Annotated in this window: 18 protein-coding genes; 2 read left to right on the plus strand and 16 right to left on the minus strand. The window is 32.7% G+C overall.

Going from position 1 to position 15,563, the window contains the following annotated elements; translation table 11 throughout:
• Positions 1-6 precede the first annotated feature (6 nt).
• Complete coding sequence (locus KW502_RS07540; protein WP_219039937.1) at positions 7-360, plus strand: four helix bundle protein; 354 nt, start codon at positions 7-9, stop codon at positions 358-360.
• Between the two features lie 39 nt (positions 361-399).
• Positions 400-1,053 carry a CoA transferase subunit B gene (locus KW502_RS07545; protein WP_219039938.1) on the plus strand — a complete coding sequence of 218 codons (654 nt, stop codon included), beginning with the start codon at positions 400-402 and terminating at the stop codon, positions 1,051-1,053.
• Between the two features lie 291 nt (positions 1,054-1,344).
• On the opposite strand, the gene KW502_RS07550 is transcribed toward KW502_RS07545, so the two are convergent.
• From KW502_RS07550 to hemE, 16 genes are all read right to left on the minus strand, one after another.
• Entirely contained in the window at positions 1,345-2,208 is an 864-nt protein-coding gene (locus KW502_RS07550) for a sterol desaturase family protein (RefSeq protein ID WP_219039939.1), read from the minus strand.
• Between the two features lie 259 nt (positions 2,209-2,467).
• The gene (locus KW502_RS07555) at positions 2,468-3,064 is read right to left on the minus strand and encodes a hypothetical protein (protein WP_219039940.1); all 597 of its coding nucleotides are present in this window, start codon (positions 3,062-3,064) and stop codon (positions 2,468-2,470) included.
• Positions 3,065-3,147: 83 nt separating this feature from the next.
• The gene (locus KW502_RS07560; protein ID WP_219039941.1) at positions 3,148-4,836 is read right to left on the minus strand and encodes an ABC transporter ATP-binding protein; all 1,689 of its coding nucleotides are present in this window, start codon (positions 4,834-4,836) and stop codon (positions 3,148-3,150) included.
• Positions 4,837-4,922: 86 nt separating this feature from the next.
• On the minus strand, positions 4,923-5,639 hold the full coding sequence (locus KW502_RS07565) for a 3'-5' exonuclease (protein WP_219039942.1): 717 nt from the start codon (positions 5,637-5,639) through the stop codon (positions 4,923-4,925).
• A gap of 12 nt (positions 5,640-5,651) precedes the next feature.
• Complete coding sequence (locus KW502_RS07570; RefSeq protein ID WP_219039943.1) at positions 5,652-7,394, minus strand: DUF4153 domain-containing protein; 1,743 nt, start codon at positions 7,392-7,394, stop codon at positions 5,652-5,654.
• Entirely contained in the window at positions 7,391-8,536 is a 1,146-nt protein-coding gene (locus KW502_RS07575; RefSeq protein ID WP_219039944.1) for a serine hydrolase domain-containing protein, read from the minus strand. The genes KW502_RS07570 and KW502_RS07575 overlap by 4 nt, the downstream gene beginning before the upstream one ends.
• Before the next feature lie 74 nt (positions 8,537-8,610).
• Entirely contained in the window at positions 8,611-9,084 is a 474-nt protein-coding gene (locus tag KW502_RS07580) for a methylated-DNA--[protein]-cysteine S-methyltransferase (RefSeq protein WP_219039945.1), read from the minus strand.
• Entirely contained in the window at positions 9,065-10,180 is a 1,116-nt protein-coding gene (locus tag KW502_RS07585; RefSeq protein WP_219039946.1) for a CNNM domain-containing protein, read from the minus strand. The genes KW502_RS07580 and KW502_RS07585 overlap by 20 nt, the downstream gene beginning before the upstream one ends.
• Before the next feature lie 115 nt (positions 10,181-10,295).
• The gene (locus tag KW502_RS07590) at positions 10,296-10,745 is read right to left on the minus strand and encodes a hypothetical protein (RefSeq protein WP_219039947.1); all 450 of its coding nucleotides are present in this window, start codon (positions 10,743-10,745) and stop codon (positions 10,296-10,298) included.
• A 109-nt stretch (positions 10,746-10,854) separates the two neighbouring features.
• Positions 10,855-11,217, minus strand: a complete 363-nt coding sequence (locus KW502_RS07595; protein ID WP_219039948.1) for a hypothetical protein — start codon at positions 11,215-11,217, stop codon at positions 10,855-10,857.
• 45 nt (positions 11,218-11,262) lie between these two features.
• Entirely contained in the window at positions 11,263-12,258 is a 996-nt protein-coding gene (gene hemB, locus KW502_RS07600; protein WP_219039949.1) for a porphobilinogen synthase, read from the minus strand.
• Positions 12,259-12,295: 37 nt separating this feature from the next.
• Positions 12,296-12,535, minus strand: a complete 240-nt coding sequence (locus KW502_RS07605; protein WP_439651392.1) for a four helix bundle protein — start codon at positions 12,533-12,535, stop codon at positions 12,296-12,298.
• Positions 12,536-12,695: 160 nt separating this feature from the next.
• The gene (gene hemF / locus KW502_RS07610; protein WP_219039950.1) at positions 12,696-13,598 is read right to left on the minus strand and encodes an oxygen-dependent coproporphyrinogen oxidase; all 903 of its coding nucleotides are present in this window, start codon (positions 13,596-13,598) and stop codon (positions 12,696-12,698) included.
• Positions 13,595-13,999, minus strand: a complete 405-nt coding sequence (locus KW502_RS07615) for a hypothetical protein (protein WP_219039951.1) — start codon at positions 13,997-13,999, stop codon at positions 13,595-13,597. The genes hemF and KW502_RS07615 overlap by 4 nt, the downstream gene beginning before the upstream one ends.
• Before the next feature lie 2 nt (positions 14,000-14,001).
• Complete coding sequence (locus KW502_RS07620; protein WP_219039952.1) at positions 14,002-14,490, minus strand: DUF6973 domain-containing protein; 489 nt, start codon at positions 14,488-14,490, stop codon at positions 14,002-14,004.
• The gene (gene hemE / locus KW502_RS07625) at positions 14,491-15,519 is read right to left on the minus strand and encodes a uroporphyrinogen decarboxylase (protein WP_219039953.1); all 1,029 of its coding nucleotides are present in this window, start codon (positions 15,517-15,519) and stop codon (positions 14,491-14,493) included.
• Positions 15,520-15,563 lie beyond the last annotated feature (44 nt).

Genomic DNA, 15,563 nt, shown 5'->3' on the forward strand with positions numbered 1-15,563 from the left:
TTGAAAATGAGAAACGATCGACAAAATATAATTGTTCAGAAAACTTTTCATTTTTCTTTAGCGATAATGGAGTTTACCGAAGATTTAAGAAAAGCTCACAAACACGAACTTTCTTCACAGCTTTTTAGAAGTGGAACTTCGATAGGAGCAAATATTTGGGAGGCTCAAAATGCTGAAAGCAAAAGAGATTTTGTTCATAAAGTTAAAATTTCAGCAAAAGAAGCAGACGAGACTTTATACTGGTTGAAGCTTTGTAAAGCCTCAAAATTTTATCCTAATCCATCTAATTACTTACTTGAAGAAATAGAAGTGATCATCAAAATAATATCTAAAATTGTTTCTTCTAGTAAATTAAATTAATTATAAAATTAACACATTTTAAATTTTCAAATTAAAACTATGTTAGATAAAAACGGAATAGCACAACGTATTGCCAAAGAAGTAAAAGACGGCTTTTATGTAAATTTGGGCATCGGGATTCCTACCCTAGTAGCCAACTTTGTGCGCGACGATATTGCTGTAGAATTTCAGAGTGAAAACGGTATTTTAGGAATGGGACCTTTCCCTTTTGAAGGCGAAGAAGATGCCGATTTAATTAACGCTGGTAAGCAAACCATTACCGCTTTACCAGGCGCTAGTTTTTTTGATTCAGCAACCAGTTTTGGGATGATTCGTGGCAAACACGTAGATCTTACCATACTCGGTGCGATGGAAGTAGCTGAAAACGGAGATATCGCCAATTGGAAGATACCCGGTAAAATGGTAAAAGGAATGGGCGGCGCCATGGATCTGGTGGCTTCGGCAGAAAATATTATCGTTGCGATGATGCACACCAATAAAGCGGGAGATTCTAAGTTGCTAAAAAAATGCAGTTTACCTTTAACAGGCGTTGGTTGTGTGACTAAAATTGTAACTAACCTTGCCGTTATAGAAGTTACCCAAAACGGATTTAAACTTCTTGAGCGCGCTCCTGGTGTAAGTGTAGAAGAAATAGAGAAAGCTACCGAAGGCAAATTAATTATAGAGGGTGAAATCCCAGAGATGGTTTTATAAAATATTAATGGCGTTGCCCGATAGAAAAATCGGGATCGCGCTATTCGTTATATCTTTTTTTGCCACTTATCAAAGCAAAAAAAGGATGCCACTCCTATCGCTAACGCATTTTCAACTAAAATTTTAAATTAAAATAAACGTTCTTAAATGCGCCATTCTGAATTTTTTTCAGAATATTATTCAGCTTACAACTCTGTAGAAGAATCTGAAATCGAAGATTCAACAGTGTTAAATAAATTTACTTTGGTGAAGCGATAATTTTTAATTTTTTTATGCTTAACAGCAACCTAATCAACTTTTTTTTTCTCCATATAAAGCATCGGGCGGCTGAAATAATAATTTAATCGCCTTAATTGGATTTTTCGATTTCCGCATACTTTTAAAAATATCTCCCCACACGTGAAAAACCAACTTCACAGGATTGTAATGTTTCGGTTGGTCTAAAATTCCGTAAATCGCCTGTTCGTCTTCCGGTTGAAATGTCCCAAACATTCGATCCCAAAAAATAAATGTAGAACCATAATTTTTATCAAGGTAATGCGCATTTTTTCCGTGGTGAACACGGTGATGAGAAGGGGTAACAAATATATAACTAAACCATTTAGGCATTTTTCTGATGTATTCGGTATGAATCCAGAATTGATACAATACCGCAATCTGGTGACAAATAAAAAATATTACCGGATGAAAGCCCAATAAGCTAATTGGTAAAAAGAATATCACTTTAATTTGCTGTGTCCAAGAAAGTCTAAACGAAGTAGATAAATTGTATTTTTCAGAGTTATGGTGAGTTACGTGAGTTGCCCAAAACAAACTAGTTTCGTGACCATAACGGTGCGCCCAATACCTACAAAAATCTAAGGCAATAAAGCATAAAATAGAAGTCCACCAATTTACAGGAATACTCCATGGGACAATATTATAAAACCAAATTACAGAACCAAAGAGAAGAGATTTAATTAATAAATTTTGAAATACCGAAACCAATCCGATACTTAAAGAAGCAAAAAAATCTTTCTTTTCATAAAGTTCTTTTTTTTGTCTCCAACTAAAATAAAATTCGAGTAATGCTAAACCTATCATAATAGGTGCCGCATACAAAATTAAATCTGGAGCATTAGATAATACGTCGTCTAAGGTGATCTTTTGTTTCATAAGTAATCATTATAACAAAATTTAATCACATAGAAAATTTATGAGGTATTAATTTTAAATGATTACAATCTATTAAAAGCTAAATTTTGCCCACCATTCGACTCAAAACCACGATAAATGGTCCGCAAGAACGGGTGTTTAATTTATCGAGAAGTTTAGATCTTCAAATTGGTTATAAACAAATCGAAAATAATCTTATTAGGAATAAAAAAAGGATTGAAATATTTCAATCCTTTTTAATTATTGAAAAAATTTAAAACTAACAATCAGTTGTTCCGCAAACACTAGCGCTAAGAAATCCTCTTACCACGAAAATTCCAGCACAATCGCCATTTGATTGTACATTTTCACTCAAAAACTCATTTGCCGCTTCAGCGACGCAACTTGATTTTACACAAGTATCTAATTCACTACTTCCTTTAGGACAACTAGCTATTAGAGCTGGGGGAGCTGGCCCTCCTATATGTGGTGTATATTCTGGATTTGAAAAATCGTAAACTAATTTTTTATCTTGATATATACCGACTGAGGATACTACAAGTGTATTATTAAGTACACCAATGTTAGCATTTACGGTATCACCATTATAAGTTTCTTTAATTGATTCCAATTCTTCAAAAAATGAATTGATAGCCCTAATTCTATCGTTATTTTCTACTGAAGCAAAATTTTCTAGTAAAATTCCATCAAATTTAATGGACATTTTCGAAAGATTAAGACTTAAATTAGAAAGGTTTAATTGTTCAGTTTTAATTGAGTTAGATTCCAAGTTTTCATTGGTTGAAATTTCTTCTTCACTGCAAGAGAAAAATAAAAATGATATTGCAATAAAAATAAATAAATGGTTAAATTTCATAAATTTATATTTATAAGTTAATAACGCTAATATATATATATATATTGGTTTGAACAAATTTTAAAACTATTAATCTTCACAATTTAAATCCCTTTGGGGATGGCGTCAATTAATTTTTGAGTATATTCTTTTTTAGGATGCGCATAAATTTGATCGGCATCGCCACTTTCTACAATTTCACCTTGATTCATCACTAATAATTGATCTGACATATATTTAACTACCGCCAAATCGTGTGAAATAAAAACATAGGTAAAGCCAAAATTTTCTTTCAGTTCATTTAATAAATTTAGTACTTGTGCTTGAACAGAAATGTCTAAAGCCGAAACAGATTCGTCACAAACAATTAATTTAGGTTCTACCGCAATAGTTCTGGCAATACCAATACGTTGGCGTTGGCCGCCACTAAATTCGTGCGGATAACGGTAAAAATGACTTTCATCTAAACCAACACGATTCAACAATTCTAATGTTTTTTGTTTTCGCTCTTTGCTGTTTTTATGAAGGTTATGCACTTCCATAGGTTCCATAATGGCTTTGCCTACAGGAATTCTAGGATTTAAAGATGAAAACGGATCTTGAAAGATTAACTGAATTTCTTTCCGCAGCTTTCGTAATGCTGTTTTAGAAATTTTCGTAATGTCATTTCCTCGATAATAAACCTTTCCGCTGCTTGCTTTGTCAAGTTGCAAAATCACATTCCCTAAAGTCGATTTTCCGCAACCAGATTCACCTACCAAACCTAAAGTTTCTCCTTCATAAATTTTAAAACTCACATTGTTTACTGCTTTTACCGAGCTTTTCTGTTGAAATAAACTTGGATTACTCAAAAATTCTTTCTCTACATTAATCACTTCTAATAAAGGCTCTTGTGCGTAAATTTTTTGATGACGCGCTTCTCGTTCTTCTTTAGTTTCGGTTTCTGTAGAAATGCTGTTTTCTAAAAAGTTTTTAACCGTAGGTAGTTTCTTTAAACGCTCTGTAGTAGATGGTTTAGAGGCTAAAAGCGCTTTAGTATAGGTTTCTTGAGGATGAAGAAATAATTTTTCAGCGGTATTTTGTTCTACAATTTTTCCTCGATACATTACTACCACACGGTCTGAAATTTCTGAAACTAACGCCAAATCGTGAGAGATAAAAATTATACTCATTTCATTTTCTTGCTGAAGTGACTTTAACAATAAGAGAATTTCTTTTTGCACGGTAACATCAAGAGCCGTAGTAGGCTCGTCTGCGATAAGAATTTTGGGTTTGCAAGCAATTGCCATGGCGATCATCACTCGCTGTTTTTGTCCGCCACTTATCTGATGCGGATAAACATTATAAATACTTTCTGGACGAGGAAGTTTTACTTTTTCAAATAGACGAAGGGTTTCCGCTTTAGCTCCATTTTTAGAAAGCTGCGTATGTTGTAATAATATTTCGGTGACTTGAGGTCCGCATTTCATCGAAGGATTTAACGAACTCATTGGTTCTTGAAAAATCATTGAAATTTCTTTACCTCTAATATTTCGAAACTCATTTGCAGAAAGTTTGGAAAGGTCTTTTTGATTGTATAAAATTTCTCCTTCCGTAATTTTTGCTGTTGTGGGTAGCAAACCTAATACAGCAAGTGAGGTAAGCGATTTTCCAGATCCTGATTCTCCAACAATTCCTAAAATTTCATTTTTTTGAAGTTGAAAATTTAGTTGATATAACGTATCTCTAAACCCAGTTTCTGTGTTGAAACCAAGCGATAGATTTTTTAGTTGAAGAAGCGGTGTTAAATCCATAAGTAATAATATAGGTTTTCATTGAAGTCTATCGGTGAATGCAAAAAAGTTCTTATTTGTTAATTCAAAGAATAAACATAAATGTTTTAATTTACAGAAACGATTTCATCTTCATTCAATAAATTTTCTTGTCTAAATTTTAATATAATTTGAGCTATGGCCACTACGTCTCTTTCACAATAAGCTACAATTCTGCTCAGGCTTTTTTCGTTGTAATAAACGTCTCTAACTTGGGCACCATCAATGTCTTCTTTTGGAGAAGGAATACCTAATATATGGGTTAAGAGTTTTAATGAAGTATAATGTTTATAATCGCCAAATTTCCATAATTCTAAGGTATCTAAATGAGGAACTTCCCAAGGTTTTTTACCAAAAAGATTGAGTTTTATTGGTAACTCAATCTCGTGAATGAGCATACGGCGAGCAATAAAAGGAAAATCGAACTCTTTGCCATTGTGCGCACAAAGCAGGTGATTGGATTTGTTGAAATAGTTATTAAGCAGTTTTTTAAATTCTTTTAAAAGTTGCTGCTCTTCGCCCTGAAAAGAAGTGATTCTAAACGTTCTTTCCTCATTTTTAAAAGTAAAATAACCTACAGAGATGCAAACAATCTTTCCAAATTCTGCCCATATGCCTGCACGATCATAAAATTCTTTTGCTGTAAATTCATCTTTGCGCTGGTATTGTGTTTTATCTTCCCAAAGCAGTTTTTTTTCATTGCTTAATTCTTCAAAACTTTCGAATTCTGGTATCGTTTCAATATCTAAAAAAAGGATATTTTCTATTTTCAGTTTTTTAAGCATGGTTCTGAAATTTTAGATTTTTTTATAGGCAATAATCACGTAAACGCTAATATTTTCTATTTTTACTTTATTGTTTTTATTTGTACCTCCAAGACTGATGATAATTACCTTAAATTTCCCAATATCGTTCGTGATTTCATATTTAAAGTTATCTTTTGGGATGTTGTTTAACGATTGATATTTTTTAAGTTTCTTTTTAATATCATCACCAATATTTTTCTTGAAAAGTTCATTCCCTTCGAATCTAAGTATAATATCATGGTGATTGATATTTAGCTCATATTTAGATTTACTCTTTGATTTTGTATACGTTTTTGAAGAAATATCTAGAAATTTATCATACCCACTTATATTAATTTCACTGCCTTTATCGTAATTATGATAATAAAAGTTATTATGGTAATAACTACTATGACTACCTTTTTTATAATTTCCTCTTCCATAAATAGAATCTAATAAATAATTACCTGCATCAAATGAATTATTAATGTAACTAGTTTCAAAACCAATATTTTTATCAATCAAATGAAGTTTTTCTCTTTGTTTAAGATAGCTTGCAATGCTAGTGAATCTACTTACTTCTTCTACAGATAATTGCTGTTTTCCATTTTTGGTTTTTTGTATTAAGGTTGAAACCTCATTTGCTTGTGCATTTAGTGAAACCTGAAAAGCGCTCCATGGACCAAAAATACTAAACAAGCAAAGTAAAAATAGGCTTATAGGTAAAACGGATAATTTTTTTTCTTTGCTAATAAGTGCAAATAAGCTTACCCCAAGCACCCAGATGGCTAATAATAAAAGAAAATACCTGTTTTCAGTAAAATTATACGCTTCAATTCTGGTAAAAATGGCTATAAATAATAAGATGAATAAAGGAAATAATGAAAAATATAATACCGGATAGAACTTATTAATTATTAGGTTTTTATGTTGCTTGCGAATGGGTTCAATAATTATATGAATTATAAAACCAACAATAGAGAGAATACTAATTAAATATGAAACCCATCCTTTCGGGAGTTCCCAGATGAATAATATTTTTAAAGAATATGCATAGACAATAACCAAATACAAAATGATAATAGGAATCAAAATATATTTAATAAGAACATCTAGCGCTTTAGAATAGTGCAGTTCTTTAGTGTGATGAATATCTTTAGGAAAGTCTGATAAGTAGATAAACGTATTGATAATACCAATACAAAAAACAAATAATTCAGTATAAACTTTCCATTCAATATCAATTGAAAAAAGATTTTCAACAGCCAATAAAGCTAACGATAATCCCAAATAAATTATTGTTGTAAATAGAATACTTCTCGCAATAGCAATAATAATTCTTTGCAAGTAATTCCAGTAATCAACTATATTCCAATAAAAAATAAATGGGGCAAAAAATATAAAAATATGTCCGGCCAAAAGCAAGATAAACCATCTTGTAAAAGTGATGACGTTTGCATTATCGTAGGAGGGAAGTGTAAAATAGTAAGTGATTAACAATAATATAATTACAAGCTTGATGGTCCACCCTGTTTTTTTGTTGTAAATACTTTCTTTTAAAAATTGACTGGCAATTAACCAGCTTACGCCTAATGAAAGTATAAGCATTTCTTTATATGCAGACCTAAATATGTTAACCTCTAATTGAATAAGCGCTATAATCAAAAGGCTCCCAGCAACTGCCCATAATAAAGTTATAGGAAAGCGCTTAAAAGCCAAGTTCATTTTTGAAGGCAGTTCTTTAAAATAACTCATAAGTTTTCTTTCAGCATATTATAACTCTCTTCGATATACATATAAAAATCTTCTGTAAAATTTTTAGCTTCTAATTTCTTACCACGTTGGTGACCTAATCTAACGATAATTAAATCATCTTCAGGAATGCTAATCACATATTGTCCCAAAATACCGCGCATCGCAAAAATTTTCTTATCCATAAAATTGCTCAACCAAAAACCGTAACCGTAAAACGGCGCTTCTTCAAATCTAGGTTCTATAGATTTTTGTACAAAACTAGAGTCTAGTAATTGTTTACCTTTAAAATTTCCTTGGTGGGCATAAAGCTGACCAATTTTAGCAAAATCTCTGGCATTGCTGGCAATACAACAAAAGGCTTTTTCCATACCACTTTCTTCACTATCTAATTGCCAAAGTGCATTTTTATGCATTCCCAAAGGTTTCCAAAAACTTTCTGAAAGGTATTGAGATAGGTTTTTACTGGTAGCTTTTTCAATTACCATACCTAATAACTCAATGTTTCCACTAAGGTATTTAAATGCTTGCCCCGGTTTTTCACTTACTTTTAAATTAAGTATTAATTCTCGAATATCACTATCTAAATAAGATCGTGCTGTCATCCCTAGCGGATTGTAATAATCTTCTTTCCAATTAAGTCCGCTTGCCATAGAAGAAAGATCGCCAACGGTTAAGCGAGTGTCAAATTGCGGATAAAAATCTGAAACCGATTGTTCTAAATTTTTAATATAACCATCTCTAATGGCTTTTCCTAAAAGTGCAGATGTAATACTTTTTGCCATTGAAAAAGAATTGGTTTTAGAATCTTCCGAATAATTTTCGGCATAATCTTCATACCAAATGCTATCATTTTTGATAATAAGAAAAGCAATTGTACCTAATTCTTTATTTGTTTGCTGAAGTTTTGGAGTTGCTTCTACAGCGTTATAATTAACATGTAACGGCCAAGTTTTTGGCGTTTCAGCAGCGATAGTTCTGTTATCAAAATTTGGATAATCGTCAATATAGGCGGTTTTATGCCCTTTTAAATAAGTAATGCGTATGCCTTTTAATAAGTATGCTTTATCAAAAGCAAACAATAAACCAACTGCAATGATTAAAATTGTGAGTAGGCCAATACTAATTCTTTTTATAATTTTCATCGAAATCTTTTAGTTCTTCTAAAATAAGCATTTCGATCGATAATGGAAGATTTCAATATATTAAACTCTAGTTTTCAAAAAAGAGATTGTTGTGGTGAGGGGCTTTCATGATCTAATAACCATTTTTTCCGCCAAAGTCCGCCAGCATAACCAGTTAGTGAACCATCGCTTCCAATTACCCGATGACAAGGAACTACAATCCATAATGGATTTTTACCATTAGCCGCAGCCACTGCCCGAATCGCTTTTACGTCACCTATTTTTTTAGAAATCTCGAGGTATGAAACGGTTTTTCCGTGAGGAATTTCTACTAATGCTTTCCAAACTTTTTGTTGAAATTCAGTTCCCTTTAAATTTGTTTTAAAAGTAAATTCTTTTCGTATTCCTTTAAAATATTCTTGTAATTGAAGGGTAGCTTTTTTTAATTCAGTAGGGATTTCTGTAGTAATAAAATCAGTATCGTTAGCGATATAAACTTTAGAAACTCCATGTTCATTTCCTTCAATTTTAGCAATGCCTAGTGGAGTTTTAATTATCGCTTTTTTCATTTGAATCTTCTGAAACTTTTTCTTTTTTGTTTTCTTTAGGGTGAGAAATGATTCCGAGGTTTTTAGAGCGTTTTTCCCAGTTTTGCCGTGCTAGATGCTGCATATCTGCAATGTTGTCGTTTTCATCCATAATTTCAAGCCCGAGCAAAGTTTCAATCACATCTTCCATGGTAATCACTCCTACGGTATTTCCAAATTCATCGGTAACCACGGCAATATGAGCTCTTTTTTCTATAAGGATATCAAATAAATGTTGAATAGGAGTTTGTGCTTGGGTTATCAATAATTCACGTTTAATAGATGATAAAGGTTGATTACCATTACTATTTATAATTTCTTCTAAAAAATCATCTCTTAAAATAAAACCGGTGATGTTGTTAGGACGATTTTTGTAGATTGGTATTCTAGAAAATTTTAATTTTTTATGTTGCTTGTGGAAATCTTCAATAGCCATTTTTTCATCTGCAGAGATAACCACAGAGAAAGGTGTCATTACATCTTTGGCTAAAATAGATTTATAGAGCATTAGATTTTTAATAAACTTAGATTCACTTTTCTCAAAAACTCCTTCTTTTTCAGCAGCATCTGTTAATGCCATAAACTCTTCTTTACTCATATGATTGCCATGCGTAGATTTACCGATGAGTCGAGTAAACAACATTAAAATCCATAAAACACCTAAGTATCTTAAAGGAAAAAGAATAGCGGTTAATGCTTTTGAAGTGAAATTACCTAACGATTTCCAATAATTGGCGCCAATTGTTTTAGGTATAATTTCTGAAACAATTAAAATAAGAAGGGTCATAATTGTAGAAACAATACCTACAGAATTATTACCGCTACCAAAAGTTTTTTCTGCTTGAACTCCAACTAAAATTGCACCTACTGTATGGGCAACAGTATTTAAAGTTAAAATAGCAATTAATGGTTGATCTACATCTTTTTTAAATTTTTCTAAAGTGGTAGCAAAAGATTTACCTTCTTTCTTTTTAATTCTTATATAAGTTGGTGTTACACTTAAAAGCGTAGCTTCTAATACAGAACATAGAAAAGAAATACAAATAGAAAGTAAGGCGTAAACAATTAGTAATGTCATCTTGAAGTGGTTATAGCGACAAGGTATAAATTAATTGCAGAAGCTCTTCTTAAAAAGAAACTAAAATTTATAAGAAAGACATCCCCGAGTGGGGTAATCGGGGAGTCTTTCTAGGTTAAGCTTTTTGAATTGTGCCTAACCATTTTTTAGCCGTATTTAAATAAACTGCAGCATCTGCAGAAATATTGTCTTCGTCTTTATAAAATACAATTTCTTTGACTCCAAAATGTCCAGATAGTTTAACCTTTATTTCTTTTATTTCAGAGGTTTTTTTACCTGGCGCAATAAGCTGACTGTGATGAATTTCTGAAAGCGAAAGTTGTTCTATATGTTCAGGATGATAGGTGTCACCAAGCAGCAAAACTTTTTTTACCTGATCAAAGCCTAAGAAAGACCAGTAATTAATTTCTGTGCTAGTAAGGTTTAAGCTATTAGTTTTTGCAACCTCTTTTAGCTTTTGCTGATATTTATGCTGAAATTTTTTTTGTTTTAAGATGATAAATATAAGGGGAGCCATAAAAAGTACTAAAAAGAAAACCCCTATGATGATAGAAGATGTATCCATAATAAATAATATTTTGCACTAACAATACTGCTAGATGCGATTAAATAATAAATTTGATTATCAGCTTGTTATATTTAAGCTGAATAAATTTTAGGGTAGGATACTTTTTTCAGAAGAAAAAATGGAAAGGGTAAATGTGTTGGAGAACTTTTTTTCTACGGTCTTCTTTATTGGTGAGATTTCTAGAAGAATTGAATAGCGAGTTTTCTCGCGCTTGAAAACTTATATGATTTAAGTTTCCTGAAAAAGAAAAATTTTCTGAGTCAGAGAGATCTTCCGTATCAATGACGAAATTAACATCATCTTCAATAAAAACATTTTGTTGAAAATGTGAGTTTTTGAGTTCGTACTTGTTTTTTGAAACTTCTGTCAGTTCCGCTTGGTTAAAATCATTTTGTATGGCAGCCCAAGCGGGAAGCCATACAAAACAACAAGTAACAAGTACTAATATATATTTAATTGAATTTTTCAATTTAAAAATTTCATCTCAAACTACTTAGCTAATGATGTGCCAAAGTTAATCATTTAATAATTTGGCAGCGTGTTTTGCAAAATAAGTTGAAATAATGCTAGCTCCAGCTCTTTTAATGGCTGTTAATTGTTCTAATAAGACAGCATCGTGATCTATCCAACCTTTTTCTGATGCTGCTTTAATCATCGCATATTCACCAGAAACTTGGTAGACTGCTACTGGTACGTTAACTGCATTTTTAACTTCTCTTACTACATCTAGATAACATAATCCTGGTTTAACCATTACAATATCTGCACCTTCTTCTACATCGTGAATGGCTTCTTTAATGGCTTCGGTACGGTTGGCAAAATCCATCTGATATGTTTTTTTATCTTTTGGCACTTTTACAGTACTGTCTTTTGGAGCAGAATCTAAGGCATCACGAAACGGGCCGTAAAATGCAGAGGCGTATTTGGCGCTGTAACTCATGATACCCACGTTAGAAAATCCGTTTTCTTCTAAGCCATTTCTTATGGATAAAATTCTACCATCCATCATATCGCTAGGCGCAATAAAATCTGCTCCAGCTTCAGCGTGGCTAATACTCATTTTAGTTAAAGCATCATTTGTAGGGTCGTTAGCAATTTGTCCATTTTCAATAATGCCGTCATGACCATAAATAGAATAAGGATCTAAGGCAACATCTGGCATTACAATCATTTCTGGGACAGCATCTTTAATAGCTTTAATGGTTTGTTGCATTAAGCCATCTTTGTTCCAAGCTTCTTTCCCTGTATTGTCTTTTAAATCTTCACTTACTTTGGCATAAAGATTAACCGCTTTTACGCCTAAAGACCATAATTCTTTTACTTCTTGTACAGTACCATCTAAAGATTGACGGTAAACTCCCGGCATAGAAGGTACTTCTGTTTTTATTCCTTTTCCTTCGGTTACAAACATAGGGCACATAAAATCTTGTGGACTTACGTTTGTTTCTCTTACTAAACTTCTAATCGATTCGTTGGTACGTAATCTTCTATTTCTTTGTAGTGGGAACATAATTTATTTAAAAAATTTAGCTGTTAGCTTCTCGCAATTAGCTGGTTATTTTCTTTATTAATGAATTTAGCATCTTTTTAATCTCTTCAATATCTTGAAGAATATTTTTTCCTTTTTCTTGTTTAATGAATTTAAGATCGATACTAAGTATAATTTGATATTCTATTTCATTTGCAGATCCGAAAGCAAAATAAAGAAACCTTAAAAAATCTTTATCTGAATTTCTTCCGCAGCCTTCTGCAATATTTGTAGGTATTGAACTAGCTGATCTCCTCATTTGACTAACTAGGTTATAAAGCTCTTATTTGGGAAATTCGCTGGTTATTTGATAAATATTTAGAGTGAATTGATGTGCTTTTTCCCAAATCAAATAATTCTTATAATTTCTCATAGATAAACTTTTAAAGCTTATAGCTGAAGGCAAACAGCTAAAAAAATTAAACCCACTTCACCGGCTTTTTTAATACATTTAGCAGCTTTTCTTCTTCACTGCCAGCTTCTGGTGTTTGGTTGTACACCCATTGCACGTGTGGTGGCAAACTCATTAAAATACTTTCTATTCTTCCGTTGGTTTTAAGACCAAATAAAGTTCCTTTATCGTGTACCAAGTTAAATTCTACATAACGACCTCTTCGCACTTCTTGCCAATCTTTATGCGTTTGATTATAAGTAAGTTCTTTTCTTTTTTCAACAATAGGAATATAAGCTTCTAAAAAACTATCTCCTACTTCGGTTACAAAATTATACCAGTCTTCAATAGTTTTTTCTTCATTTGCTTTTAAGTAATCAAAAAATAAACCACCAATACCACGAGCTTCATGTCTATGAGAGTTCCAGAAATAGTCGTCGCATTTCTTTTTATATTCAGCATAAAAACTTGTGTCGTGTTGGTCACAAGCGCTTTTAGAAACTTGATGAAAATGTTTAGCATCTTCTTCAAATAAATAATAGGGAGTAAGGTCTTGCCCGCCGCCAAACCACTGATCTATTACATTTCCTTCTTTATCGTACATTTCAAAGTAACGCCAATTAGCGTGAACGGTTGGCACCATTGGGCTTTTGGGATGAATAACTAAACTTAAACCACAGGCAAAAAAGTGAACATCACCTACGTTAAAATATTTTTGCATCGCAGGAGCTAGCGGTCCGTGAACTGCCGAAATATTTACACCTCCTTTTTCAAAAATATTTCCATTTTCAATCACACGTGTTCTTCCGCCGCCACCTTCTTCACGTTCCCAAAGGTCTTCATGAAATTTAGCTTTGCCGTCAATCTCTTGTAATTTCTGAGTAATCGTGTCTTGAAGCGTTTCTATATATTGATAAAATTGTTCTTTCATGAGTTACTAAGGTATTTTTGTGTAGCGCTAATTTTTTGAACCAAATCAAAAGAAAATGTTTTGCTCTCTTCTTGCGCAGTTTCGTAAATAAAGATGATTTTTTCTGCGAGCAATGCTTGATGTGCTGGCGTTTCTAAATCTATGATTTGCTGAAAGAGATCTGCTAATTTTTCATATAAATCAAAATCAAACTTCTTTTTATTTAAATGCTTTTTAAAATCGTCGTTTTCTGCCGCAAGAAGTTCATTAAGTGTGTAGTCTAATTGTTGTTTAAGATGTAAACTAAATTTTTCACGATCTTGTTTTTGCCATTCTTCAGGAATATAACTCCAAGTTAATAATTGATTTAACGCTTTATCTACTTGTTCTTTCTCTTCGTCTTTAATTCCTTTACTTAGCATAATTATTTATTTAGACATTTTTCTATAAAAACTAATTTTCCTTCTATCACTTCTTTAGTAGAATTAATTTGTTGAGCTTCATTCATCATCGCTTCAAGCTTTTCAATAATTTTTGTAGAAGTGACTCCTTGCTCAAAAAGTTTTCTTCCTATTTTATTGTTATGTAAATCCATCGCACGTGGCAGTTTTGGATTAGGCGAAAGTTTTTCGTGTAAATCTGTAATTTCTTTCGCCCACGCTATTGCCTTGTTTTTCTCTTTACACTGCGGAAGGGAAGCTTCTGCAATTAAAAAATTCCATAGCGCATGCCGAAAAGCATTGGTTTTATTGTCTTGATGATGCGCTTTGCCAAATAACTGATTGCAAATTTCAACGGTGTTTTTGGTCGCTCGATAGGTAGGAAGAAGTAAACCAGGCTTAAATAAAAAGGTTTTACCTAAAATGAAGCTTTGCTTCAAATCTAGTTGTTTTATTCTAGCCCAGATTGCCATTTATTTTGGCTGGTATTCTTTTACCGCATCTACAAAAGCTTTGGCATTTTCTACAGGAATGTTAGGTAAAATACCGTGCCCAAGGTTTACAATGTAACGGTCTTTACCAAAATCGTCTATCATTTTGTGCACCATTGTTTTAATTTCTTTTGGCGGCGAAAATAAGCGTGAAGGGTCAAAATTACCTTGTAAGGTAATCTCTCCGCCACTTAAGTAACGGGCATTTCTAGGTGAACACGTCCAATCTACACCAAGTGCAGAAGCGCCAGATTCGCTCATTTCTTTTAGTGCAAACCAACAACCTTTACCAAAGGCAATGACAGGAACTTCATCTTTTAAAGTATCGATGATTTGTTGAATATACTTCCAAGAAAATTCTTGATAATCTGTTGGAGAAAGCATTCCTCCCCAAGAATCAAAAATTTGAAGCGCATCTACCCCTGCTTCTACTTTTCCTTTTAAATAAGCAATGGTTGTGTCTGTAATTTTTTGTAATAATGTATGTGCAGCCATAGGTTGTGTGAAACAAAACTCTTTGGCTTTATCAAAATTTTTAGAACCTTGCCCCTGTACTAAATAACAAAGAATAGTCCACGGAGAGCCGGCAAAACCAATTAACGGAACTTCATCATTAAGTTCTTGCTTGGTCATTTTAATAGCTTCGTAAACGTAACCTAATTCTTCATAAACATTAGGTACAATAACTTCACTAACTTGTTTAGGTGTTCTTATTGGAGTAGGTAACCAAGGGCCAACGCCGGATTTCATTTCAATCTCAACTCCCATCGCTTGCGGAACCACCAAGATGTCACTAAATAAAATGGCAGCATCTGTCCCTACTTGATGAATAGGCATCACGGTAATTTCCGTTGCCAACTCAGGAGTTCTGCATCGTGTAAAGAAATCGTATTTTTCTTTGAGCTTCATAAAGTCTGGTAAGTAACGACCCGCTTGACGCATCATCCAAACTGGTGGGCGTTCTACCGTTTCTCCTTTTAAAGCTTTTAAAAATAAATCGTTTTTAATCATCTTTAGTTTATCTTTTATGAAACAGCTGATTAGTATTCAGCTTT

This window comes from Mesonia aestuariivivens (genome assembly GCF_019311235.1).
GTDB lineage: Bacteria > Bacteroidota > Bacteroidia > Flavobacteriales > Flavobacteriaceae > Mesonia > Mesonia aestuariivivens.

Bases quoted from the DNA above. Each gene is read 5' to 3' on its own strand.
- KW502_RS07540 (WP_219039937.1), top strand. From the start codon at position 7: ATGAGAAACGATCGACAAAATATAATTGTTCAGAAAACTTTTCATTTT.
- KW502_RS07545 (WP_219039938.1), top strand. From the start codon at position 400: ATGTTAGATAAAAACGGAATAGCACAACGTATTGCCAAAGAAGTAAAA.
- KW502_RS07550 (WP_219039939.1), bottom strand. From the start codon at position 2,208: ATGAAACAAAAGATCACCTTAGACGACGTATTATCTAATGCTCCAGAT.
- KW502_RS07555 (WP_219039940.1), bottom strand. From the start codon at position 3,064: ATGAAATTTAACCATTTATTTATTTTTATTGCAATATCATTTTTATTT.
- KW502_RS07560 (WP_219039941.1), bottom strand. From the start codon at position 4,836: ATGGATTTAACACCGCTTCTTCAACTAAAAAATCTATCGCTTGGTTTC.
- KW502_RS07565 (WP_219039942.1), bottom strand. From the start codon at position 5,639: ATGCTTAAAAAACTGAAAATAGAAAATATCCTTTTTTTAGATATTGAA.
- KW502_RS07570 (WP_219039943.1), bottom strand. From the start codon at position 7,394: ATGAGTTATTTTAAAGAACTGCCTTCAAAAATGAACTTGGCTTTTAAG.
- KW502_RS07575 (WP_219039944.1), bottom strand. From the start codon at position 8,536: ATGAAAATTATAAAAAGAATTAGTATTGGCCTACTCACAATTTTAATC.
- KW502_RS07580 (WP_219039945.1), bottom strand. From the start codon at position 9,084: ATGAAAAAAGCGATAATTAAAACTCCACTAGGCATTGCTAAAATTGAA.
- KW502_RS07585 (WP_219039946.1), bottom strand. From the start codon at position 10,180: ATGACATTACTAATTGTTTACGCCTTACTTTCTATTTGTATTTCTTTT.
- KW502_RS07590 (WP_219039947.1), bottom strand. From the start codon at position 10,745: ATGGATACATCTTCTATCATCATAGGGGTTTTCTTTTTAGTACTTTTT.
- hemB (WP_219039949.1), bottom strand. From the start codon at position 12,258: ATGTTCCCACTACAAAGAAATAGAAGATTACGTACCAACGAATCGATT.
- KW502_RS07605 (WP_439651392.1), bottom strand. From the start codon at position 12,535: ATGAGGAGATCAGCTAGTTCAATACCTACAAATATTGCAGAAGGCTGC.
- hemF (WP_219039950.1), bottom strand. From the start codon at position 13,598: ATGAAAGAACAATTTTATCAATATATAGAAACGCTTCAAGACACGATT.
- KW502_RS07615 (WP_219039951.1), bottom strand. From the start codon at position 13,999: ATGCTAAGTAAAGGAATTAAAGACGAAGAGAAAGAACAAGTAGATAAA.
- KW502_RS07620 (WP_219039952.1), bottom strand. From the start codon at position 14,490: ATGGCAATCTGGGCTAGAATAAAACAACTAGATTTGAAGCAAAGCTTC.
- hemE (WP_219039953.1), bottom strand. From the start codon at position 15,519: ATGATTAAAAACGATTTATTTTTAAAAGCTTTAAAAGGAGAAACGGTA.